This is a genomic window from Pseudomonas sp. MF6751, assembly GCF_016613265.1.
Classification (GTDB): Bacteria; Pseudomonadota; Gammaproteobacteria; order Pseudomonadales; family Pseudomonadaceae; genus Aquipseudomonas; species Aquipseudomonas fluorescens_BV.
The window spans coordinates 1-22,599 of sequence record NZ_JAENSV010000051.1 but is presented as its reverse complement, the minus strand read 5'-3'; the positions used below and the strand labels follow the sequence as shown (position 1 = coordinate 22,599).

At 60.4% G+C, this 22,599-nt stretch carries 21 protein-coding genes; 12 read left to right on the top strand and 9 right to left on the bottom strand.

Annotated features, from left to right (window positions below):
- The first annotated feature begins 43 nt into the window (after nt 1–43).
- The 6 genes from rraA to JJD66_RS24710 all read left to right on the top strand — a co-directional run bounded on the left by rraA (nt 44) and on the right by JJD66_RS24710 (nt 4,481).
- The gene (gene rraA / locus JJD66_RS24735; RefSeq protein ID WP_014719488.1) at nt 44–535 is read left to right on the top strand and encodes a ribonuclease E activity regulator RraA; all 492 of its coding nucleotides are present in this window, start codon (nt 44–46) and stop codon (nt 533–535) included.
- A 25-nt stretch (nt 536–560) separates the two neighbouring features.
- Entirely contained in the window at nt 561–1,556 is a 996-nt protein-coding gene (locus tag JJD66_RS24730; RefSeq protein ID WP_200649264.1) for a zinc transporter ZntB, read from the top strand.
- Nucleotides 1,557–1,642: 86 nt separating this feature from the next.
- Nucleotides 1,643–1,888 carry a hypothetical protein gene (locus JJD66_RS24725; RefSeq protein ID WP_014719486.1) on the top strand — a complete coding sequence of 82 codons (246 nt, stop codon included), beginning with the start codon at nt 1,643–1,645 and terminating at the stop codon, nt 1,886–1,888.
- 2 nt (nt 1,889–1,890) lie between these two features.
- Nucleotides 1,891–2,715 carry a mechanosensitive ion channel family protein gene (locus JJD66_RS24720; protein WP_003193288.1) on the top strand — a complete coding sequence of 275 codons (825 nt, stop codon included), beginning with the start codon at nt 1,891–1,893 and terminating at the stop codon, nt 2,713–2,715.
- An 87-nt stretch (nt 2,716–2,802) separates the two neighbouring features.
- A complete protein-coding gene (sigX, locus tag JJD66_RS24715) occupies nt 2,803–3,393 on the top strand; it encodes an RNA polymerase sigma factor SigX (protein WP_003193286.1) in 591 nt (196 codons plus the stop codon).
- Between the two features lie 107 nt (nt 3,394–3,500).
- The gene (locus JJD66_RS24710; RefSeq protein ID WP_200649263.1) at nt 3,501–4,481 is read left to right on the top strand and encodes an OmpA family protein; all 981 of its coding nucleotides are present in this window, start codon (nt 3,501–3,503) and stop codon (nt 4,479–4,481) included.
- 60 nt (nt 4,482–4,541) lie between these two features.
- Here the strand turns inward: JJD66_RS24710 and cobA are convergent, their stop codons facing one another.
- From cobA to JJD66_RS24670, 8 genes are all read right to left on the bottom strand, one after another.
- Entirely contained in the window at nt 4,542–5,285 is a 744-nt protein-coding gene (cobA, locus tag JJD66_RS24705) for a uroporphyrinogen-III C-methyltransferase (RefSeq protein WP_200649262.1), read from the bottom strand.
- 10 nt (nt 5,286–5,295) lie between these two features.
- Nucleotides 5,296–8,004 (bottom strand): nitrate reductase, encoded by a 2,709-nt coding sequence (locus tag JJD66_RS24700; protein ID WP_200649261.1) that lies wholly within the window; start codon nt 8,002–8,004, stop codon nt 5,296–5,298.
- Nucleotides 8,004–8,321, bottom strand: coding sequence for a nitrite reductase small subunit NirD (gene nirD, locus JJD66_RS24695; RefSeq protein ID WP_200649260.1), 318 nt, complete (start codon nt 8,319–8,321; stop codon nt 8,004–8,006). The genes JJD66_RS24700 and nirD overlap by 1 nt, the downstream gene beginning before the upstream one ends.
- A complete protein-coding gene (nirB, locus tag JJD66_RS24690) occupies nt 8,318–10,771 on the bottom strand; it encodes a nitrite reductase large subunit NirB (protein ID WP_034128365.1) in 2,454 nt (817 codons plus the stop codon). The genes nirD and nirB overlap by 4 nt, the downstream gene beginning before the upstream one ends.
- A gap of 232 nt (nt 10,772–11,003) precedes the next feature.
- The gene (locus tag JJD66_RS24685) at nt 11,004–12,671 is read right to left on the bottom strand and encodes a bifunctional protein-serine/threonine kinase/phosphatase (protein WP_200649259.1); all 1,668 of its coding nucleotides are present in this window, start codon (nt 12,669–12,671) and stop codon (nt 11,004–11,006) included.
- Complete coding sequence (locus JJD66_RS24680) at nt 12,671–13,882, bottom strand: nitrate/nitrite transporter (protein ID WP_032903097.1); 1,212 nt, start codon at nt 13,880–13,882, stop codon at nt 12,671–12,673. Before JJD66_RS24680 ends, JJD66_RS24685 begins: the two co-directional genes overlap by 1 nt.
- A 146-nt stretch (nt 13,883–14,028) precedes the next feature.
- A complete protein-coding gene (locus JJD66_RS24675) occupies nt 14,029–14,604 on the bottom strand; it encodes an ANTAR domain-containing response regulator (protein WP_003193274.1) in 576 nt (191 codons plus the stop codon).
- Nucleotides 14,605–14,617: 13 nt separating this feature from the next.
- Nucleotides 14,618–15,817 (bottom strand): CmpA/NrtA family ABC transporter substrate-binding protein, encoded by a 1,200-nt coding sequence (locus tag JJD66_RS24670; RefSeq protein WP_200649258.1) that lies wholly within the window; start codon nt 15,815–15,817, stop codon nt 14,618–14,620.
- Between the two features lie 248 nt (nt 15,818–16,065).
- Between JJD66_RS24670 and JJD66_RS24665 the strand changes: the two genes are divergently transcribed.
- The 5 genes from JJD66_RS24665 (at nt 16,066) to JJD66_RS24645 (ending at nt 19,329) form a co-directional block, all read left to right on the top strand.
- Nucleotides 16,066–16,986: a secretin N-terminal domain-containing protein gene (locus JJD66_RS24665; protein WP_325167115.1), complete on the top strand. Its 921-nt coding sequence runs from the start codon at nt 16,066–16,068 to the stop codon at nt 16,984–16,986.
- A 14-nt stretch (nt 16,987–17,000) separates the two neighbouring features.
- Nucleotides 17,001–17,216: a FliM/FliN family flagellar motor switch protein gene (locus JJD66_RS24660; RefSeq protein WP_034128368.1), complete on the top strand. Its 216-nt coding sequence runs from the start codon at nt 17,001–17,003 to the stop codon at nt 17,214–17,216.
- A gap of 164 nt (nt 17,217–17,380) precedes the next feature.
- Nucleotides 17,381–17,770 carry a winged helix-turn-helix domain-containing protein gene (locus JJD66_RS24655; RefSeq protein WP_200649268.1) on the top strand — a complete coding sequence of 130 codons (390 nt, stop codon included), beginning with the start codon at nt 17,381–17,383 and terminating at the stop codon, nt 17,768–17,770.
- Nucleotides 17,757–18,224, top strand: coding sequence for a transglycosylase SLT domain-containing protein (locus JJD66_RS24650; protein WP_034128369.1), 468 nt, complete (start codon nt 17,757–17,759; stop codon nt 18,222–18,224). The genes JJD66_RS24655 and JJD66_RS24650 overlap by 14 nt, the downstream gene beginning before the upstream one ends.
- A gap of 85 nt (nt 18,225–18,309) precedes the next feature.
- On the top strand, nt 18,310–19,329 hold the full coding sequence (locus JJD66_RS24645) for a quinone-dependent dihydroorotate dehydrogenase (protein ID WP_072447413.1): 1,020 nt from the start codon (nt 18,310–18,312) through the stop codon (nt 19,327–19,329).
- Between the two features lie 127 nt (nt 19,330–19,456).
- Here the strand turns inward: JJD66_RS24645 and rmf are convergent, their stop codons facing one another.
- Nucleotides 19,457–19,672, bottom strand: coding sequence for a ribosome modulation factor (gene rmf / locus JJD66_RS24640; protein WP_002553055.1), 216 nt, complete (start codon nt 19,670–19,672; stop codon nt 19,457–19,459).
- A gap of 532 nt (nt 19,673–20,204) precedes the next feature.
- Here rmf and rlmKL point away from each other — a divergent pair.
- Entirely contained in the window at nt 20,205–22,469 is a 2,265-nt protein-coding gene (rlmKL, locus tag JJD66_RS24635) for a bifunctional 23S rRNA (guanine(2069)-N(7))-methyltransferase RlmK/23S rRNA (guanine(2445)-N(2))-methyltransferase RlmL (protein ID WP_034128371.1), read from the top strand.
- Nucleotides 22,470–22,599: the final 130 nt, after the last annotated feature.

Below are 22,599 nucleotides of genomic sequence, written 5' to 3'. Positions count from 1 at the left end.
ACCGTGGATGTTCGACCTCTTCTTTGATGACAGGAGTTTCTCGATGAACCATTACGTGACCCCCGACCTGTGTGACGCCTACCCGGAGCTGGTGCAGGTAGTGGAGCCGATGTTCAGCAACTTCGGTGGCCGAGACTCCTTTGGTGGAGAGATAGTTACCCTCAAATGCTTCGAGGATAACTCCCTGGTCAAGGCGCAGGCTGACCTGCCGGGCGCTGGTAAAGTGCTGGTGGTCGACGGTGGTGGTTCGCTGCGCTGCGCGTTGCTGGGTGACATGATTGCCGAGAAAGCCGCGAAAAATGGTTGGGAAGGGCTGGTGATCTACGGGTGCATCCGTGACGTAGACGTCATCGCCCAGACCGACCTGGGTGTGCAGGCCCTGGCCTCTCATCCGAAAAAAACCGACAAGCGCGGCCTTGGCGACCTGAACGTGCCGGTGACATTCGCAGGCGTGACGTTCCGCCCCGGTGAGTACATTTATGCCGATAACAACGGGGTGATCGTGTCACCCAGCCCGCTGAAAATGCCTGAATAAACTGCCGCAACCGATCGGGGTGAGGATGTTCGAAGAAGAAAACGCGCAATGGGGGCTGGTGCATGCCCTGGTGCTGGACGGTAAAGGCGGTGCGCGTTCGATTGCCCGGACTGAGCTCGACGATTTGCAGTTGCAGTCCCAAGAAAGCCTGTGGCTGCACTGGGATCGCAGCCATCCTCAAACCCAGACCTGGCTGCGTAAATCCAGCGGCCTGAGCGAGTTTGCCTGTGACTTGCTGCTGGAGGAAAACACCCGTCCACGCCTGTTGCCGCTGCCGGACGCCGAATTGCTGCTGTTTCTGCGCGGGATCAATCTCAACCCAGGCGCGGAGCCGGAAGACATGGTGTCGGTGCGCATCTTCGCCGCCGCCAACCGAGTGATTTCTCTGCGTTTGCGCCCCTTGCGCGCTACCGATGAGTTGCTGGTGCAACTGGCAGACGGCAAAGGCCCCAGGACGGCGTCTGAACTCATCCTTTATATGGCTCAGTACCTGACCAACAAAGTGCAGGATCTGGTTGCTGGTTTGTCCGAAATCGTCGATTCCGAGGAAGAAAAACTCGATGCCGACGAACGGTATACCCCGGAGCATGGCAGCGTTCTGCAGATCCGTCGAAGAGCCGCCGGACTCAAGCGCTTCCTGGCCCCCCAGCGGGATATTTTTGCCCAGCTGACACGAATCAAATTGGCGTGGTTCTGCGACGACGATGCCGACTATTGGAACGAACTGCACAACAGCCTGACCCGTTACCTGGAAGAGCTGGAATTGGCCAGAGAGCGCGTGGGGCTTGTGCTGGAGGCTGAAGACCGGCGCTTGAGCCTGCGCATGAACCGCACCATGTACCGCTTCGGGATCATCACCGGGATCTTCTTGCCGATGAGTTTTCTTACCGGTTTGCTCGGTATAAATGTGGGCGGCATTCCGTTCTCTGCCAGCCCTTACGGATTCATGATTGCGTGCCTGTTGATGGTGTCTGTGGCACTGGGGCAATGGTGGCTGTTTCGACGATTGCGCTGGGTTTGACCTGAATATGACCTGAACGTAAGAAAGGGCCGATGTGACCCGATGAATTTTACCCTCGTCTTTTAAATCACTTGCGAGAGGTCTCTATGCACGATCCGTTCGAACAGTCTTTGCGTGACATGCTCAATGCTTCGCCATCCAACCGTGATGACGATGCCTGCCTGGGCCGCGTACTGAAAACCGCCAACCGTCAGGTAGGGGCGGGTGACCTGTTCGGTTTGCTCGGGCGTTGGTTGCCGGCGTTGATGATGGCCCTGAACAACGGTTCGGCCCATGTATCACCGGTTTCCCGTCGTAAACCTCTTGCTAGCACTGCTGATAAGGCTGATTGAATATGGAACTTGATCTCTGGACCCAGAGCCTGGTCACCGCGATGACCGCATTGTGGACCAAGGTGGCGAATTTCATTCCCAACCTGTTTGGTGCCTTGGTCCTGGTATTGCTGGGTTTTGTCGTGGCCAAGCTGCTCGATACCCTGCTGTCCAAATTGCTCGCCAAACTGGGGCTCGATCGCCTGATGGCAGGCACTGGCCTGACCAAATTGCTCGGCCGCGCAGGGTTGCAAGTACCGATTTCGACTCTGATCGGCAAGATCGTCTATTGGTTTGTTCTACTTATTTTTCTGGTTTCTGCAGCGCAGTCCCTTGGACTTGAGCGAGTTTCAGCTACGCTCGACATGCTGGCACTGTATTTGCCGAAAGTTTTCGGTGGCGCGCTGGTGTTGCTGGTGGGGGTTTTACTCGCGCAACTGGCCAACGGGCTGGTGCGTGGGGCCGCCGAAGGCGTGGGGTTGGACTACGCGGCAGGCCTGGGGCGAATCGCACAGGGGCTGGTGATCATCATCAGTATTTCCGTCGCGATCAGCCAGTTGGAGGTCAAGACTGACCTGCTCAACCACGTTATTGTGATTGTTTTGATTACCGTTGGTCTGGCAGTTGCGCTGGCCATGGGGTTGGGAAGCCGGGAAATTGCCGGCCAGATTCTTGCGGGAATCTATGTGCGTGAGCTGTATCAAGTTGGGCAACAGGTGCGTGTGGGCGAGGTCGAAGGGCAAATCGAGGAGATCGGCACAGTCAAGACGACCGTGCTGACCGATGACGGGGAACTGGTGTCGCTGTCGAACCGGATTCTCCTGGAGCAGCAGGTCAGTAGCCGCTAATCCGGCAAATCCTGCTAATGTACGCCGCCGCAAACCCGGGTGACCGGGTTGCAGCGGACATTGACCTGACTGTCGGCACGACTTGTTTTGAATAAAGCCCAAACGCTGTCCACGCGCTATGACCCCCGTGAGCTCTCTGATGAGGAGTTGGTCGCGCGCTCGCACACGGAGCTGTTTCACGTAACACGCGCGTACGAAGAATTGATGCGCAGGTATCAACGCACTCTGTTCAACGTTTGTTCAAGGTATTTGGGGAACGATAGAGACGCGGATGATGTCTGTCAGGAAGTGATGCTCAAGGTGCTATACGGCCTGAAGAACTTCGAGGGCAAATCGAAGTTCAAGACCTGGCTGTACAGCATCACGTACAACGAGTGCATCACGCAGTATCGGAAGGAACGGCGAAAGCGTCGCTTGATGGACGCTTTGAGTCTGGACCCCCTTGAGGAGGCGTCTGAAGAGAAGGCGCCGGCACCCGAGGAAAAGGGCGGACTTGATCGCTGGTTGGTGCATGTGAACCCGATTGACCGCGAAATTCTGGTGCTTCGATTTGTCGCAGAGCTGGAATTTCAGGAAATCGCTGACATCATGCATATGGGTTTGAGTGCTACAAAAATGCGGTACAAGCGTGCTCTTGATAAATTACGTGAGAAATTTGCGGGCGAGACTGAAACTTAGTGCGTAGCAAATATCTCTTACGTGTAGGCAAGTTCTGTTAGACTTGTCGCCGAGTTGTCCCCCGGTTTGTGGGACTGCTTTACAATCACCAGATGGGGATTTAACGGATGAAACTGAAAAACACCTTGGGCTTGGCCATTGGTTCTCTTATTGCCGCTACTTCTTTCGGCGTTCTGGCACAAGGCCAAGGCGCAGTTGAAGGCGAGCTGTTCTACAAGAAGCAGTACAACGATAGCGTTAAGCACATCGAAGACGGCTTCAACCCAGGCGCTCGCATTGGTTACTTCCTGACCGACGATCTGTCGTTGAATCTGTCGTACGACAAGACCAACCACACCCGTTCGAACGACGGCACTGGCAACCAGAAGATCAAAGGTGACACTGGCAGCCTCGTTGCTCAGTACCACTTCGGTCAGGCTGGCGTTGATAGCCTGCGTCCATACGTTGAAGGCGGTTTCGGCCACCAGAGCCGTACCAACGTTAAGGCTGACGGCCACAGCGGTCGCGACCAGACCACTTTCGCTACCATCGGTACCGGCGTGAAGTACTACTTCACCAACAACCTGTACGCTCGTGCTGGTGTTGAAGCTGACTACGGTCTGGACAACGGCAAGTGGGACTACTCCGCACTGGTTGGCCTGGGCGTGAACTTCGGCGGTAACGCTGGCGCAGCTGCTCCAGCTCCTACCCCAGCACCAGCTCCAGAGCCAGTTCCAGAGCCAGAAGCTCCGGTTGCTCAGGTTGTTCGTGTTGAGCTGGACGTTAAGTTCGACTTCGACAAGGCCGTTGTTAAGCCTAACAGCTACGGCGACGTTAAAAACCTGGCCGACTTCATGGCTCAGTACCCAGCTACCAACGTAGAAGTTGCTGGTCACACTGACTCCGTAGGTCCAGACGCTTACAACCAGAAGCTGTCCCAGCGTCGTGCTGACGCTGTTAAGCAAGTCCTGGTTAAAGACGGCGTTGCTCCTAGCCGTGTAACTGCTGTTGGTTACGGCGAATCCCGCCCAGTTGCTGACAACGCAACTGAAGCTGGTCGCGCTGTTAACCGTCGCGTAGAAGCGTCGGTTGAAGCTACCGCTCAGTAATTACTGAGTAGTAAAGAAAAGCCCGGCTCAGGCCGGGCTTTTTTTCGCCTGCGATTTGCCTCAGGCGCTTGCTGCGGTGGCGACACTAGCCATCTGTGCGGCGCCGGCAACCTGGCCAATCACCAGGATGGCCGGGCTCTTCAGCGCAAAAGTTTTTGCAGCGTCATGCATGGCCGCCAGGGAGCTGCGGCATTCGCGTTGTTGGGGTAACGAAGCGTTTTCGATCATTGCCACCGGCATATCCGCAGCCATGCCGCCGTTGAGCAGCTGTTCGCGGATTTCTTCCAGCTTGGCCACGCCCATATACACCACCAGCGTGGTTCCACCCTCCGCCAGCGCACGCCAGTTCAGGCTACTGTCGTCCTGGGTATGCGCGGTGACCAAGGTCACTCCACGGCTCACCCCGCGCAAGGTCAAAGGGATGTCACACTGGGTCGCCCCGGCCAGGCCTGAGGTGATGCCATTGACCAATTCCACCTCGACTCCACGCTCGCGCAGCCAGGTTGCCTCCTCGCCACCGCGGCCAAAAATACACGGGTCACCGCCTTTAAGACGTACTACGCATTTGCCCTGGCGTGCATAACGCAACATCAGGCGGTGAATAAAGTCCTGCGGGGTAGAGCGACATCCCCCGCGCTTGCCGACGGTAATTACCCGAGCGCTGGTGCAGTGTTCCAGTACTGTCGGGTTGACCAGATCATCAATCAGCACGACGTCCGCTGCCTGCAGAGCCCGTACCGCTTTCAGGGTCAGCAACTCCGGGTCACCCGGTCCTGCGCCTACCAGCCACACTTTTGCGCTCATGTTGTTCTCCTTACACACTGATGGCGATTGGCTGCGGGTTGCTGGCCAAAAGACGTTTGATTTCCGGCACGCAGGAGCCGCATTGGGTGCCGCAGCCCAGGGCCTGTTTGAGGCCATCCAGGTCCAGGCCGCTGCCGATACCGGCACACACGGCGTTTTCGCTGACGTTCTTGCAGTTGCACACAATCTTGTTGCTGGCCGTTGTACCGCCCGGCGGCGCGCTCAAGGGCGCCAGCAACCAGCGCCGCAGTTGCTCGTCGGCCCGGCCTTCCAGCCACAGGCTTTGCAGCCAATGACGGGCCAGGGTTTCGCCGGCCAGGCGCAGGGCGGTGATGCGACCTTTCTCGATTTTTACGCGCTTGCCGATTGAGCGGCGCGGGTCGTCATAGGCCATTACCGGGCCGTCGTTGAGGCCCAGCAGGTGGTCGATACGGGTCAAGAGTTGCAGGTCGGGCGCCTCGGTATGCGCGGCGCGCACCAGCAGCGCGGGGCGTTCACGGCCAGCCAGGCTCAGGCTGACGTAGGCAAAGGTTTCACACAGTGGGCGCAAGGCTTCGAGGTGCTGCTGTACATCGCCTTCGATCAGCGCAAACAGCTGCCACGGCAGTTGCACTGCTTCCAGGCGCACGCCGCTGTGCTTGAGCTCCGGCTGCTTGGACAAAGGGTCGAACGCCGGTTGAGTGAGGGTATTGACGCCGCCCTTGAGAAAGCGGTCGCCCCAGTGCATGGGCAGAAACGCTTGACCGGGACGCACACTGTCATCGCTGCCGATGGCGACGATCACGCTGCCGCGACGGCTTTTCAGGCTGACCAGGTCACCCTCTTTGAAGCGGTGGCGGCGTAGCTCATCCGGATGCAGGCTCAACAATGCTTCACTGACGTGCCCGAACAGCTGCGCTGCCGTGCCGGTGCGGCTCATGCCGTGCCATTGATCACGCAGGCGACCGGTGATCAGAGTCAGGGGGAATCGCGCATCGCGCTGTTCCTTGGCGGCGCGGTAAGGCTCGGCGACAAATCGCGCCCGGCCCGTGTCAGTAGGGAAAATGCCGTCGGTGTACAGGCGCGACGTACCCGCTTGCGCACCCTCGGGAAACGGCCACTGCTGCGGGCCGAGCCGGTCGAGCAGGGCGTGGCTGATGCCGGACATATCCAGGTCACGGCCTTGGGTCAGTGGCTTGAATTCATCAAACAGCTGCGCCGCTTTCTCAAAGGCGAACAGGCTCGGCAACCCCGGACGCAGACGACGCTCCAGGCGCTGTGCGAAATCCACCGTGATCGCCCAATCCGCGCGTGCTTCACCCGGTGGGTTGATGGCGCGGCGCACGTGGGAAATACGCCGCTCGGAGTTGGTCACCGTGCCGTCTTTTTCACCCCAACTGGCGGCGGGCAGTAGCAGGTCGGCATAGGCGGCGGTTTCGGTGGTACGAAACGCTTCCTGCAACACCACGAACGGGCACGCGGCCAAGGCGGCACGCACCGCGTTCTGGTCGGGCAGCGATTGGGCAGGGTTGGTACAGGCGATCCACAACGCCTTGATCTTGCCAGCCTGCACCTGTTCAAACAGTTCGATGGCGGTAAGGCCCGTAGTCGCGGGTAGTTGTTCCACGCCCCAATAGGCCGCCACTTCGGCGCGGTGTTCAGGGTTGGCCGCTTCGCGGTGGCCCGGCAGTAAGTTGGACAGGCTGCCGGTTTCGCGCCCACCCATGGCGTTCGGTTGGCCGGTCAGGGAAAACGGCCCGCAGCCCGGCCGGCCAATGGTCCCCGTGGCTAGATGCAGGTTGATCAACGCGCTGTTTTTGGCGCTGCCGGCGGTGGATTGGTTAAGCCCCATGCACCACAGCGACAAAAAGCTGCTGGAGGTGCCGACCCACTGCGCGCACAGGCGCAGCTGTTCGACGCTGATGCCGCATAGTTGCGTGACCATCTGTGGCGTGTAGTCATGCACCAGGCGCTTGAGTTCGGCCAGGCCGTCGGTGTGGGCCTGGATAAACGCGCGGTCGATCCAGTCTTCCCACAGCAGTAAATGCAAAATGCCGTGGAACAACGCCACATCCGTTCCCGGCAAGATGGCCAAGTGCAGGTCGGCCAAGTCGCAGGTGTCGGTACGCCGAGGGTCAATCACCAGCACTTTCATCTGCGGGCGTTGCGCCTTGGCTTGCTCCAGGCGTCGGAACAATACCGGGTGGGCGTAGGCCATATTGCTGCCGACGATCAGCACGCAGTCGCTGTTTTCCAGGTCTTCATAGCTGCACGGCGGCGCATCGGCGCCCAGGCTGCGCTTGTAGCCGACCACCGCCGAAGACATGCACAGCCGAGAATTGCTGTCGATATTATTGGTGCCCACCAACGCACGGGCCAGCTTGTTGAAGCTGTAGTAGTCCTCGGTCAACAGTTGCCCGGAAATATAGAACGCCACACTGTCGGGCCCGTGTTCGGCAATGGTATCGGCGAACACGTTGGCCGCGTGGTCCAGGGCAGTGTCCCAGTCGGTGCGGGTGCGCGCCAGTTCTTTGCCCAAGCGCAATTGCGGGTAAAGAGCGCGGGCGCTCAAGTCGCCGGTCAGGTGCAGGCTCGCGCCTTTGCTGCACAACTTGCCGAAGTTGGCCGGATGGCTGGGGTCGCCTTGCACCCCCAGGATCTGTTCGCCGTCATGCTCGATCAGCACGCCGCAGCCCACCCCGCAATAACAACAGGTGGACGCGGTGGTCTGGCGGTTCATCAACCCGCGTCCCGCAGGGCCAGCATCACCCGGCCGTTTTCGACCCGGGCCTGATGATGGTGGGCGCAGCCGATATCCGGGGCCTGGGCTTGGCCAGTCGCCAGGTCGATCTGCCAGTTGTGCAGCGGGCAGGCCACCCGCTTGCCGTAGATCAAGCCTTGGGACAGCGGCCCGCCTTTGTGTGGGCAGCGGTCGTCGAGGGCAAAGACTTCATCGTCACTGGTGCGAAAAATCGCAATGTCACCTTTCGGCCCGCTGATGATGCGCGAGCCCAGGGTGTTGATTTCATCGAGGGCGCAGATATCCAGCCAGTTCATAGCGAGACCTCCAGTTGTTTGACGGGGATCACGTCGAATTCCTTTTTCAGCAGCGGCTGTTCCAGGCGTTCTTTCCATGGGTCCTGCTCGAATGACAACGAGAACTGCAAACGCTCATTGAGGGCCTGGCGGCGGGCCGGGTCTTCCAGCACAGCCTTCTTGATATGCTCCATGCCCACTCGCTGCAGGTAGTGCACGGTGCGCTCCAGGTAGAAGGCTTCTTCGCGGTATAGCTGCAGGAATGCGCCGTTGTATTCGCGTACTTCCTCGGCGGTTTTCACCTTGACGAAGAACTCCGCGACTTCGGTCTTGATCCCGCCGTTGCCACCGATGTACATCTCCCAGCCCGAGTCGACACCGATAATGCCTACGTCCTTGATGCCCGCTTCCGAGCAGTTGCGTGGGCACCCGGAGACCGCCAACTTGACCTTGTGGGGCGACCACATATTGAACAGGTCATGCTCCAGCTCGATGCCCAGTTGCGTCGAGTTCTGCGTGCCAAACCGGCAGAACTCGCTGCCCACACAGGTTTTGACGGTGCGGATGGATTTGCCATAGGCATGCCCGGACGGCATATCCAGGTCCTTCCATACCCCTGGCAAGTCCTGCTTCTTGATACCGAGCAAGTCAATGCGCTGGCCGCCGGTGACCTTGACCATCGGCACGTTGTACTTGTCGGCCACATCGGCGATGCGGCGCAACTCCGAAGGATTGGTCACGCCACCCCACATCCGTGGGACCACAGAGTAGGTGCCGTCTTTTTGAATATTGGCGTGGGCCCGTTCGTTGATCAGCCGCGATTGCGGGTCGTCCTTGGCTTCGCCGGGCCACGTGGAAATCAGATAATAGTTGAGGGCCGGGCGGCAGGTGGCGCAGCCATTGGGGGTGCGCCAGTTCAGGTAGCGCATGGTGCTGTCGATGGTCAGCAGGTGCTGCTCGCGGATGGCCTGGCGGATCTGCCCGTGGTTGAGGTCGCTGCAGCCACAGATGGCTTTTTCACTTTTGGGTTTGACGTCGGCGGCGCCGCCCACGGTGTTGATCAGGATCTGCTCGACCAGCCCGGCACAGGAGCCGCAGGAACTGGCGGCCTTGGTGTGTTTTTTCACCTCATCGACACTGAACAGCCCTTGTTCCTGGATCGCCTTGACGATGGTGCCCTTGCACACGCCGTTGCAGCCGCAGACTTCGGCGCTGTCGGCCATGCTCATGGCTTTGTCCTGGCCTTGGTGGCCGACATCGCCGAGTGCATTTTCACCGAACATCAGATGATCGCGGATTTCACCGATGGCGTGGTTCTCACGGATCTGGCGGAAATACCAGCCGCCATCGGCGGTATCGCCGTACAGGCAGGCGCCGACCAGGATGTCGTCCTTGATCACCAGCTTCTTGTACACGCCGCCAATCGGGTCGGAGAGCGTGATGGTTTCGGTGCCTTCGCCGCCCATGAAGTCGCCGGCGGAGAACAGGTCGATGCCGGTGACTTTCAGCTTGGTCGAGGTCACCGAGCCCTTGTAAGTAGCAAAGCCCAATTGGGCCAGGTGGTTGGCGCAGACCTTGGCCTGTTCGAACAAGGGCGCCACCAGGCCATAGGCGATGCCGCGATGGCTGGCGCATTCACCGATCGCATAGATACGCGGGTCGTAGGTTTGCATCGTGTCGTTGACCAGGATCCCACGGTTGCAGGGGATGCCGGACTTTTCCGCGAGTTCGGTATTGGGGCGGATGCCGGCAGCCATCACCACCAGGTCGGCGGGGATGATGTCGCCATTCTTGAACTGCACCGAGCCGACGCGGCCATTGCCGGCATCGTGCAGGGCCTGGGTCTGCTCGCACAGGCGAAACACCAGGCCGCGGCTCTCCAGTTCGGTTTGCAGTAGCTGGCCGCTGGTCTTGTCCAGTTGCCGCTCCAGCAGCCATTCACCGATGTGCACCACCGTCACGTGCATGCCGCGCAGCATCAGGCCGTTGGCCGCTTCCAGGCCGAGCAGGCCGCCGCCGATCACCACCGCATGCTTGTGGGTCTTGGCGGTGTCGATCATCGCCTGGGTGTCGGCAATGTCGCGGTAACCAATCACGCCCTGCAAGCTGTTGCCGGGAATTGGCAGGATAAACGGCGTGGACCCGGTAGCGATCAGCAGGCGGTCATATTCGGCCTCGGTGCCGTCTTCGGCGATGACTTTGCGCTTGACTCGGTCGATCTGCACCACTTTGCGGTTGAGCAGCAGTTTGACGTTGTTGTCCAGGTACCAATCCAGGTCGTTGAGCACGATCTCTTCGAAGGTTTGTTCACCGGCCAGTACCGGCGACAGCAGGATGCGGTTGTAGTTGGTGTGAGGCTCGGCGCCGAACACGGTGATGTCGTACAGCTCGTTGCTCAGTTTGAGCAGTTCTTCAAGGGTGCGAACCCCGGCCATGCCGTTGCCGATCATCACCAGTTTGAGTTTTTTCATGTCGTTCTCCGCAATGGCTCGACAAATCGTGCGCAAACAAAAAAGGCATCCCCGCTAGTCAGCTAGCGAGGACGCCTTTGTCCTGGTCCCGTTCTATCGGGAAGCTCGGCCCTTCGTCGTTGAAGGAGCGGCTATATGTGGGGTGTTGAGAACGTTAATGCAGCAGCTGTGCCAAGTCCCTATAGCCCAGGTTTACTGGGCGTTTACACGGAGAGTCGGCGCATTCTGCCCGTTAGTGGTGCATCAACCAGTACAGCAGCACCAGATTGAGCAAAAGCGAGGCCATCGCCAGGGTCTGCCAGACTTTCAAGGGTTCGCGTTCGAGCAAGGGGCGTGGGCGTACGCTCAATTCGCGGCGATCGGCCTGCTCCAGCACCAACAGCCATTCTTCGGCGGTTTCATAACGTTGGGCCGGGACAGCGATCAGCGCTCGTTCCAGGCTATGGGGCAACCACTCTGGCAAGTCAGGGCGATAACGGCTGGCGCTGACGGGTTGGGAAAACCTGGGCCGTTGGAAGGCCTCGATTTCACCGTAGGGGTAATGCCCGGTCAGCAGGTAATACAAGGTCACGCCGACGCTGTACAAATCCTGTTGTGCCGTAGGCTGCTCGCCAGCGAACGCCTCGGGCGCGATGAAACTCGGGGTGCCGGGCAGCAGGTGCGCACGGTCCTCGGAGAGCCCGGGGCAATAGGCCAGGCCGAAGTCCAGCACTCGCAGTTCGCCATCTTCTCCCAGCAGCAGGTTTTCTGGCTTGATGTCGCGGTGCAGGATCTGCCGGCGATGCAACAGGCCCACGGCGCGCAGCAAGCGTTCGGCAATCGACTGCCATTGTGCCAACGGCAGCGGGCCCTGTTGTCGGAACAGTTGGGCCAGAGTTTGCCCGGCGTATTCGCGCATCACGTAGTACAAATGCTGACGGCCACTGGCGGCATGCACTTCGGGAAAGGCCCGGCCGGCGACCCGGCGCAGAAACCATTCCTCCGATAACAAAGCCTGGGCGGCGTCGGTATCGTCGCAACGCAACGGCAAGGTCTTGAGCAGCCAGGGTTGCCCCTGGGCGTCGTGCACGCGGTACAGCAACGACTGCCGACTCTGCGCCAGCACGCTTTGCACCTGCCAGCCTTCAAAGGTTTGCCCGACTTTCAGCAGTGGCGGCAGTGGCCATTGCTGCAACTGCACCAAGGCGTCGCCGAGGGTGGCCGCGCCGAGTTGATCGATGCGCACCAGCAAGGCGCTGGCGTTGTCTTGACTACCCGCCAGGTGGGCGGCGTTGACCAGGGTGTTGACGGCCAGCTCGAGGTCGCTTTGTTCGCGCAGGATCGCGCCGATGCTGTGATCGCCCAGCGTGGCCCACACCCCATCGCTGAGTAGCAGGAAACACTCGCCCTCGCGCAATGGGCCATCGAGGAAATCCAGCACCAGATGCTGATCCAGGCCGAGGGCGCGCTTGAGCACATGTTGCATGCCCGGCTGTTCCCACACATGGTCTTCGCTGATGCGTTGCAACTCTCCGTCAAGCCAACGATACGCCCGGCAATCACCGACATGGGCCAGGGTGAAACGCTGGCCGCGAAACACCAGGGCGCTCAGGGTGGTGAGCAACGGTTGGCCGCCGCCGTTGGCTTGCAACCAGCGATTCTGCGCCAGTAACAAGCGCTCCAGCGCCTGGGCCACGCCCCAAGTCTGTGGCGTAGCGTAGTAGTCCAGGGCCAGGGCCTGCAGGGTCGAGCGTGCGGCCAGGCCACCGTCGGCGCACTGGCTGACGCCGTCGGCCAGTGCGCACAGGTAGCCTTTGCTCGCGGCCAGTTCCGCCATGGGCGTGACCACCCGCAGCGCATCCTGGTTCTCGCTGCGCGGGCCGATGGCACTGGCCTGGGCGACGCTCAGTTGCAGACTCATCAGACGCGGGCGGCGGTCACGGCGGCCGAACCCCAGGTGGTTCTCCAGCGCCGTTTCACCCCATGCAGTCCGAACCAGGCCAACACACCGAGGCTGGCGAACAACCACAGGGCCAGTTGATAGCTGCCAGTACTCTGCTTGATAGCGCCCATGCCCGCCGCAAGGGCGAAGCCACCGATGCCACCGGCCATGCCGATCAGGCCGGTCATCACGCCGATCTCACTGCGAAAACGCTGCGGCACCAGTTGGAATACCGCGCCATTGCCGGCGCCCAGGCCGAGCATGGTGCAGACAAAAAGCGCCAAGGCTGCGTAGGAGCTGGGCAAGTTAAAACCCACTGCCGCAATGCAGATCACCGCCACGCTGTACATGCCGAGCAGGGTTTTGATCCCGCCGAACCGGTCTGCCAGGGCGCCACCCAATGGGCGCATCAGGCTGCCACCGAACACACAGGCGGCGGTGTAGTAGCCGGCGGTCACCGGGCTCAGGCCGTACTGGTCGTTGAAGTAGCCGGGCAGGGCGCTGGCCAGGCCGATAAACCCGCCGAAGGTCACGCTGTAGAAGAACATGAACCACCAGCTGTCGCGGTCGCCCAGGGCCTTGAAGTAGTCGGCCATGGATTTGGCTTTCGGCCGTTCAGGCGCATTGCGCGCAAGCCAGGCGAATACGATCAGGGTCAGCACCAGTGGGATCAGTGCAAAGCCGAACACATTGCTCCAACCAAAGGCGGCCGCCAGCACGGGCGCCAGCAACGCCGCAAACACGGTGCCGGAGTTACCGGCGCCGGCGATGCCCATGGCCTTGCCTTGGTGCTCCGCCGGGTACCACTGTGACGCCAAGGGCAGGGCGACCGCGAAGGACGCACCGGCCATGCCCAGGAACATGCCCAGCAGCAGCGCTTGTTCGTAGCTGTGGATCCCCAGTTTCCAGGCGCAGAACAGCGCCACGATCACAATCACCTGGCCAATCAGCCCGGCGGTCTTGGGCGACAGCTTGTCGGCCAGCATCCCCATCAAGAAGCGCAGCACCGCGCCCGCCAGGATCGGGGTGGCCACCACTAGGCCGCGCTGTTGAGTAGTCAGGTGCAAGTCAGCGGCAATCTGCACCGCCAGTGGGCCCAGCAGGTACCAGACCATGAAGCTCAGGTCGAAATACAGGAACGCGGCAAACAGGGTCGGGGTGTGCCCGGATTTCCAGAAGCTTGATTTCATCACGCACCTCAACGGTTGGGGGTCTAGAAACGAAAAAACGCCGCCACCGGGTTCGCGAGGGCAAACCGGGTGGGCGACGTCTTTGTCGTGAAGGGGCAACCGCCGTTGGCTACCTGTGATAATTCTTTAGCAAGAGCTGAGCCAGATCAGCCGAGCAACTCGCTCATGGCAATAATCTGCTCCGCCACCTGGATCAGTTTCTGTTGACGGCTCATGGCCTGGCGGCGCATCAGGGTGTAGGCCTCTTCCTCGTTACAACTCTTCATCTTCATCAGCAGGCCCTTGGCCAACTCGATGCGCTTGCGTTCGGCCAGTTGCTGGTCGCGGGCATGAAGCTGGGCGCGCAGGGCCTGGTCACTCTCGAAGCGCGCCATGGCCACATCGAGGATCGGTTGCAGGCGCTGGGCCTGGATACCTTCGACGATATAGGCACTGACGCCGGACTTGATGGCCTGGCGCATTACATTCGGGTCGTGCTCGTCGGTGAACATCACGATGGGCCGTGGCTGATCGCGGCTGACCAGCACCACTTGCTCCATCACATCGCGCCCGGGTGACTCGGTATCGATCAGAATCACGTCAGGACGCACTGTTTCGACGCGTGCGGGCAGGTCGATGGTCAAGCCGGACTCATCGATCACCTCGAAGCCGGCCTCGGTCAATGCGGCCTTGAGGCGCCCGACCTTGCGCGGGGTGTCGTTGATCAACAGGATTCGCAGCATCGTCGGGCTCCTGTCAGCGCAGCGCTTGGCGATTGGCATCATCGGCCAGGGCATGCAGGTGGAAGCTGCGGGCGTAGCCAGCGGGGTCGCTGCCGTCCCAGGTCTTGCCGTCGAGCAACTGGCTGCGACGCATGTCCGAGTCGCCTGCGGTAATGCCCAGCGCCTCGGCAGCCTGGCGATACAGTGCCAATTGCTGAACTTGCCGGGCAACGCCCAGGTAGTCAGGGTCTTCCCGCAGCAAGCCCCAGCGCCGGAACTGGGTCATGAACCACATGCCATCGCTGAGGTAAGGCAGGTTCACCTCGCCGTCGGCGAAAAAGCGCAGTGCATGGGGATCCTGCCAGTGGTTGCCCAGGCCATCGTCATAGTGCCCCAGCAGGCGCGGTTCGATGCAGGCCACAGGCGCGTCGAGGTATTCGCTGGCACTGAGCAACTGGGCGGTAGAGCGGCGGTTTTCACGGCTCTGTTCGATAAACCGGCTGGCCTCGAGGATCGCCATGACCAGTACGCGTGCGGTATTGGGGTACGCGTCAGCGAAGGCTTGGGTGCAGCCCAGGACTTTTTCCGGGTGGTCCGGCCAGATTGCCTGGCTGGTCGCCAGGGTAAAGCCCTGGTTCTGTTGCACTGCGCTGGCGCACCAGGGTTCACCCACGCAAAGTCCATCGATGCGTCCGGCTTGCAGGTGCGCCACCATTTGCGGCGGCGGCACCACCACACTGTTCACATCCTGCAATGGATGTATGCCTTGGCTCGCCAGCCAGTAATACAACCACATGGCGTGGGTGCCGGTGGGAAACGTCTGAGCGAAGGTCAGTTTTGTCCGGCTTTGGTGCACATGGCCTTTCAACGCCTCAGGAGTGATCACCCCTTGCTGTTGCAGGCCGTGGGACAGGTTGATGCCCTGGCCATTCTGGTTCAGCCCCATCAGCACTGCCATGGGGCTGGCGGCGACGCCGCCGATGCCCAGGTGTACGGCATAAATCAGCCCGTAGAGACTGTGGGCGGCGTCCAGTTCACCGCTGACCAGCTTATCGCGCAGGTTGGCCCAGGATGCCTGGCGTTTGAGGTTGAGTGTGAGGCCGTAGGGTTGGGCGAAGCCCTGGGTGGCGGCGACCACCAGCGAGGCGCAATCGGTCAGGGCCATGAACCCAAGGTCCAGGCTGCTCTTTTCCGGGGCATCGCTGCCATTTACCCAAGCCAGCGGATCGTTCATCAATACCTGCCTTTTCTGAAAAAAAAAAGCGCCGTTTCCCAGGTTGGCGTTACAGGCCATTGCAGGGGAACGACGCCTTTGTCCGTAGGCCCGTACCGCCGTTGGTGCGAGCCTGATACAGAGTGCATAGCAAGGCACATGCCATGGGTGGGCCGGTGCAACTGGCCGTCAACTTTCCATCATGATTGAACCTCGTGCGCCTCGCAGTATGGCCGCTTCCTCAGGCCAGACCGTCAGGCATTCCCACGGTGCACGCTGATTTCCTCGCAACCCTCAATTGCCGCTGGCTGTACAGCGTGCTGCTGTGCGCCGCGCTGTTGCTGGGCAGCCGCACGGCCTGTGGCGAGGTGTACCAGGCACAGGATGAGGGGCTGCCGGCTTTCTTTGCTGCGCTGTCTGTGTCATTGGGCCTGCCCGTGGTGACCAGCCGTGCCGTGGCTAATAGGCAGGTGAGCGGAGCATTCGATTTTGCGGCGCCGCAACAGGTCATTGAAACGCTCGCCGCGCGCGAAGGCTTGATCTGGCACAGCGATGGCCAAGTGTTGCACGTCTACGCTGCCGACGAAGCGAGAAGCTCGGCGGTGGCGCTGCAACATATTAGTGTCGACAGGCTGCGTGGCATCATGCGACGTGCAGGGCTGGATGAGCCGCGTTATCCGCTGCGCGCAAACGGGGCGCGCATGTTCTACGTATCCGGGCCTCCCAGCTATGTCGATCATATATTGCGGCTGACGCAACTGATGGATCGACCCCCTCGCAAGTTGCCAGAGCGCCCGCCTGCATTTGGCGTGGTGCAAGTGGTCAATTTCCCGGTGGAAGATCACCCGCATGGCGCGGGTACCAACAGGGGCCGGGTGCCAGGCATGGTCTCAATGATCCAGGCCCGGCTATCCCAGGCGCAGAGGGATCAGTTGGCCGACGGCCGCCTTGCGTTGCTGGCCTATCCGGATATCAACAGTGTGTTGATCAAGGGCTCGCCTGCCCAAGTGAAAGCGATCGAGACGTTACTGGCCGAGCTGGATGTGGCCCAGTTGCTGAATGAAACTTTGCCAGGGCAGGCGCATGCCGGTGGTGGAGACCCGCAGGCCGGGCCACCTCAGTTGACCGCCGCGCAATATGAGCGTGTGCAACGTGCGTTCCTACGGACGGAGCGCGAGTTTTCCCCCTGAGAAGGCGTTTGTCCATGCACCTGGAAATACTGCTGCAGGAGCAATTGATCAGCCGCAAGCGTTTGGCCGCGTTCGCGCCGGGAAAAGTGCTGCCCTTGGACCCAGGCGTCACACGATGTGTGGAGGTGCGGGTCAATGGACAATTGATGGCGTTAGGTGAGTTGGTGCAGTTGGAGGACCGGCTAGGAGTTGAGTTGCAGGAGACTTTCCAGGAGTGGCTGTCGCGATAAGGGGCGCAAGCGATTTGTCTGACCGGCAGCGGCCCAAAAAAAACCATTGAATGGGTTTTTTCCTAACGCGAGTCTGCGGGGCGGTTTTTATAGTCGTGCCAATGGCAGGTGAGCCGGTTCACACAGTAAGGATTTGAATGTCAGTAGTCGATACAGAGGTGCGTATGGCCGTCGTGACGCAAGAAGCGGCGGCATCCCTGGTCTTCGCTCGCTGGACCTTGCACGGCGATGGTCGTTTGATAGGCGCGGATGCGGATATACAGCTGCCTCCCAAGGAGGGGCAGGTGCTGCGGTTGCTGCTGGCCTCCGGTGGCGCACTGATGACCAAGGACCGCTTGCTGGAACTGGCCTGGCCTCGGGGTGAGGTAGCCGATGAGTCACTTACGCGTTGTATTTATTCCCTGCGCAAGCATTTGAGGGCCGACAAAGGCTTTATCAAGACTATTTATGGCAAGGGCTATCGCTTTACATGCCCGGTACGGGTGGGTGATCAACCGAGGGCTGTCCTGCACCTGTGCGCCGTCTGTGGTCAGGCCAGGAATGTTAAAGGTTAGGGTCGGGGGCAGAGGCCTGTTGTTCAGTGTGCTGATGGGCTGTAACCCGGCATGGGCCTATTGCTGGGAAGAGGCGGCCAGCCGCTACGATCTCGAGCCAGAGTTACTGCAGGCTATCGCCTCAGTCGAGTCGGGTTACCGTGCGCAAGCCATGAACTACAGCAACCGAAACGGCACACGGGATATTGGCTTGATGCAGATAAACAGCATTCACCTGCCTCGTTTGCTCAAGCAGGGTATTACCGAAGAGCGGTTGTTGAACGAACCTTGCCTGTCGGTGGAAGTAGGCGCCTCGATTCTTGCCGATTTTATACAGCGTTTTGGCTACAACTGGACGGCAGTGGGCGCTTACAACGTTGGGCCCGGCCCCGGCCCTCAGCGTGAGGCATTACGCCTGCGCTACGCCGAGAGGATCTGGGTGCGCTATGAGGCCTTGATGGCGCAGCGTCAATGAGATCGAGTGTCATGCCTCGCATGCAACCCACCGCCGCGGCTATAATCACCGCCACCTTTTACCGCCATCCGAGTCTAGCCCGCCCATGTATAACCTGGCCCGCCAGCTGTTGTTCAAACTTTCCCCGGAAACCTCCCACGATCTGTCCCTGGACCTGATCGGTGCTGGTGGCCGCCTGGGGCTCAATGGCCTGGTATGCAAGGCACCGGCGAAGATGCCGGTGTCGGTGATGGGGCTCGACTTCCCCAACCCGGTCGGGCTGGCAGCCGGCCTGGACAAGAACGGCGCCGCCATCGACGGGTTTGCGCAGTTGGGTTTCGGCTTTGTCGAAATCGGCACCGTGACCCCACGGCCGCAACCGGGCAACCCCAAGCCCCGCATTTTCCGCCTGCCGGAAGCGGAGGCGATCATTAATCGCATGGGCTTCAATAACCTCGGCGTCGACCATCTGCTGTCGCGGGTTCAGGCGGCGAAATACACCGGCATCCTGGGTATCAACATCGGCAAGAACTTTGACACCCCTGTGGAACGTGCGGTGGATGACTACCTGATATGCCTGGACAAGGTCTATGCCCACGCCAGCTATGTCACCGTCAACGTCAGCTCGCCCAACACTCCGGGCCTGCGCAGCCTGCAATTTGGCGATTCCCTCAAGCAACTGCTCGAAGCCTTGCGCCAGCGCCAGGAAGACCTGGCCGTGCGTCACGGCAAGCGTGTGCCCCTGGCCATCAAGATCGCGCCGGACATGAGCGATGAAGAAACCGTACTGGTGGCCCAGGCCCTGGTGGATTCAGGGATGGACGCGGTGATTGCAACCAATACCACCCTCAGCCGCGTGGGTGTCGAAGGCCTGGCCCATGGTGACGAGGCGGGCGGCCTGTCGGGCGCGCCAGTGCGTGACAAGAGCACCCATATCGTCAAGGTGCTGGCGGCCGAGTTGGCTGGGCGTTTGCCGATCATCGCGGTGGGCGGTATTACCGAAGGCAAGCACGCGGCCGAGAAGATCGCGGCTGGCGCCAGCCTGGTGCAGTTGTACTCCGGCTTTATCTATAAAGGGCCGGCGTTGATTCGCCAGTCGGTAGATGCCATCGCTGCCTTGCGCTGACAATCTGCTGGGCAATAAAAAGGGCTCCATAAAGGAGCCCCTGGGCCGAAGCCCGCCGCCCGGATGGGGCGCGCGTGGTTAAGTCGTTACTCGTTCAGAGATGTGTGTCGGAATAAAGTGCCCCTGATTAGCCGACGGCGTGAAGTTCGTTGAGTCTGTGGATGCCCGCAGTGCCTGTCATACCGTCCCAGTTGTCGCCGCGTCCTTCTCGCCAGCCGTTGATCCAGGCTTGGCGTACCGACGGTAGAGTAAATGGGCAAAGCTCACGGGATTTTCCATGAACGCCATATTGATATCCGCGTAAAAATGCTCTTTCCAACGGATCACGCTTAAGTCTTCTCATAGGGTGTTTCCCTCACTTGTTGACTGTCTAGATATCCTTCGGCCTTGTCCAAGGCCGGGCAGAGTTTTTCTGCCGTTGGTGGGCTCGCTGCCGGCGTGGCGAGCCGATGTGTCGGCACCGTTACGGCGCCAACCTGTGTTGAGTTCTAACCAATAGGTCACATGTATTCAATGATCGTTTTGTCATAAGCACGTAACGATAACGATGCTATAGCCATAAGCTGGGATGGTTATTCGCCCCTTTTATGGGGCAAAGCCAGCTATGATGTGCCCTGCACAGAGGAAAGGTTTAATCCCTTGGTGAGAATAACCGCCTGTTGCAGTCGGTTATTATTCGACGAAGGGTCGGAACATTTCTTTTTGTTGCACAACATTCTTCTTCTGCCTCGCCAATAAAGGCTCAAGGGCCCGTCAGACGGGGTGGAACGGCACATTCGTGCCACGCGAGCACTCTTCGAGAAAAGTGCTTGATTGAAAACCGAACCGGCGATGCGTCGCCTGTTCACTTATTGCTGAAAAGCCTGGAATGCCCCATGTCGGACCGTTTTGAACTCTTCCTCACTTGCCCCAAGGGCCTCGAAGGCCTGCTGATCGAGGAAGCCGTCGGGCTTGGCCTTGAGGAAGCCCGCGAGCACACCTCGGCCGTGCGCGGCATGGCCGACATGGAAACCGCCTACCGCCTGTGCCTCTGGTCACGCCTGGCCAACCGCGTGTTGCTGGTGCTCAAGCGCTTTCCGATGAAGGACGCCGAAGATCTTTACCACGGCGTGCTGGACATCGAATGGGCTGACCACATGGTCCCCGACGGTACCCTCGCGGTGGAGTTCAGCGGGCACGGCTCGGGCATCGACAACACCCACTTCGGCGCCCTGAAGGTCAAGGATGCGATCGTCGACAAACTACGCACCCCGACCGGCGAACGTCCATCCATCGACAAGATCAACCCTGACCTGCGCATTCACCTGCGCCTGGACCGTGGCGAAGCCATCCTGTCCCTGGACCTTTCCGGCCACAGCCTGCACCAGCGCGGCTACCGCCTGCAGCAGGGTGCGGCACCGCTGAAGGAAAACCTGGCGGCGGCGATCCTGATCCGCGCCGGCTGGCCGCGTATTGCGGCCGAAGGCGGCGCGCTGACAGACCCGATGTGCGGTGTGGGTACCTTTTTGGTCGAGGGCGCGATGATCGCCGCCGACATGGCCCCCAACCTCAATCGTGAACTGTGGGGGTTCACCACCTGGCTGGGCCACGTCCCGGCGCTGTGGAAAAAACTGCACGCAGAAGCCACTGAGCGCGCCGCTATCGGCATGAACAAGCCGCCGTTGTGGGTGCGTGGCTATGAAGCCGACCCACGCTTGATCCAGCCTGCTCGCAATAACATCGAGCGCGCCGGGCTGAGCCATTGGATCAAGGTGTACCAAGGCGAAGTCGGTACTTTCGAGCCGCGCCCGGACCAGAACCAGAAAGGCCTGGTCATCTGCAACCCACCTTACGGCGAGCGCCTGGGTGATGAAGCCAGCCTGTTGTACCTCTACCAGAACCTCGGCGAGCGCCTGCGCCAGGCCTGCATGGGCTGGGAAGCGGCGGTGTTTACCGGCGCGCCGGACCTGGGCAAGCGCATGGGTATCCGTAGCCACAAACAGTATTCGTTCTGGAACGGCGCATTGCCGTGCAAGTTGCTGCTGATCAAGGTCAACCCGGATCAGTTCGTCACGGGCGAGCGCCGCACTCCTGAACAGCGTCAGGCCGAACGTGAGCAAGCGGCCTACGACCAGGCCCCGAGCGAGCCGGCAGAGCGTCAGTACAACAAGAACGGCAATCCGATCAAGCCCGCCCCGGCCCCCGTGGTGGAACAGGCGCGCTTGAGCGAAGGCGGGCAGATGTTCGCCAACCGCCTGCAGAAGAACCTCAAGCTGTTGGGCAAATGGGCCAAGCGCGAAGGGGTGGATTGCTACCGTGTGTATGACGCCGACATGCCTGAATATTCCATGGCCATCGACCTGTACCACGATTGGGTGCACGTACAGGAATACGCCGCGCCTAAATCCATCGACCCGGAAAAAGCCTCGGCCCGCATGTTCGATGCCCTGGCGGCAATTCCCCAGGCACTGAACGTCGACAAGAGCCGTGTGGTGGTCAAGCGTCGTGAGCGTCAGAGCGGCACCAAGCAATACGAGCGTCAGAGTGCCCAAGGCAAATTCACCGAGGTCAGTGAAGGCGGGGTTAAGTTGCTGGTCAACCTCACCGATTACCTGGACACCGGCCTGTTTCTCGACCATCGCCCGATGCGCATGCGCATCCAGAAGGAAGCGGCGGGCAAGCGCTTCCTCAATCTGTATTGCTACACCGCCACAGCCAGTGTGCATGCTGCCAAGGGCGGCGCGCGCAGCACCACCAGCGTCGACTTGTCCAAGACCTACCTGGACTGGGCGCGTCGCAATTTCTCCCTCAACGGCTTCTCCGACAAGAACCGCCTGGAACAGGGTGACGTGATGGCGTGGCTGGAAGCGAGCCGCGATGAATTCGATATGATTTTCATCGACCCGCCGACCTTCTCCAACTCCAAGCGCATGGAAGGCATCTTCGACGTGCAGCGTGACCATGTGCAGTTGCTCGACCTGGCCATGGCGCGCCTGGCGCCGGGTGGCGTGCTGTACTTCTCCAACAACTTCCGCAAGTTCCAGCTGGAAGACAACCTCAGCGAACGCTATGCGGTCGAGGAGATCAGCGACAAGACCATCGACCCGGATTTTGCGCGCAATGCCAAGATCCACCGCGCCTGGAAAATCACCGCACGCTGATTTTTCCCTGTAATTAGATGGACTCGCCCAAGCCGAGGCGTCTATGCGCCACGGTGGCATTCTTATAGAAGCCAACGACAGCGAGGGCGAGCCCATGAAAAAGCATACGACGATCAATCAGTCTTTGTCA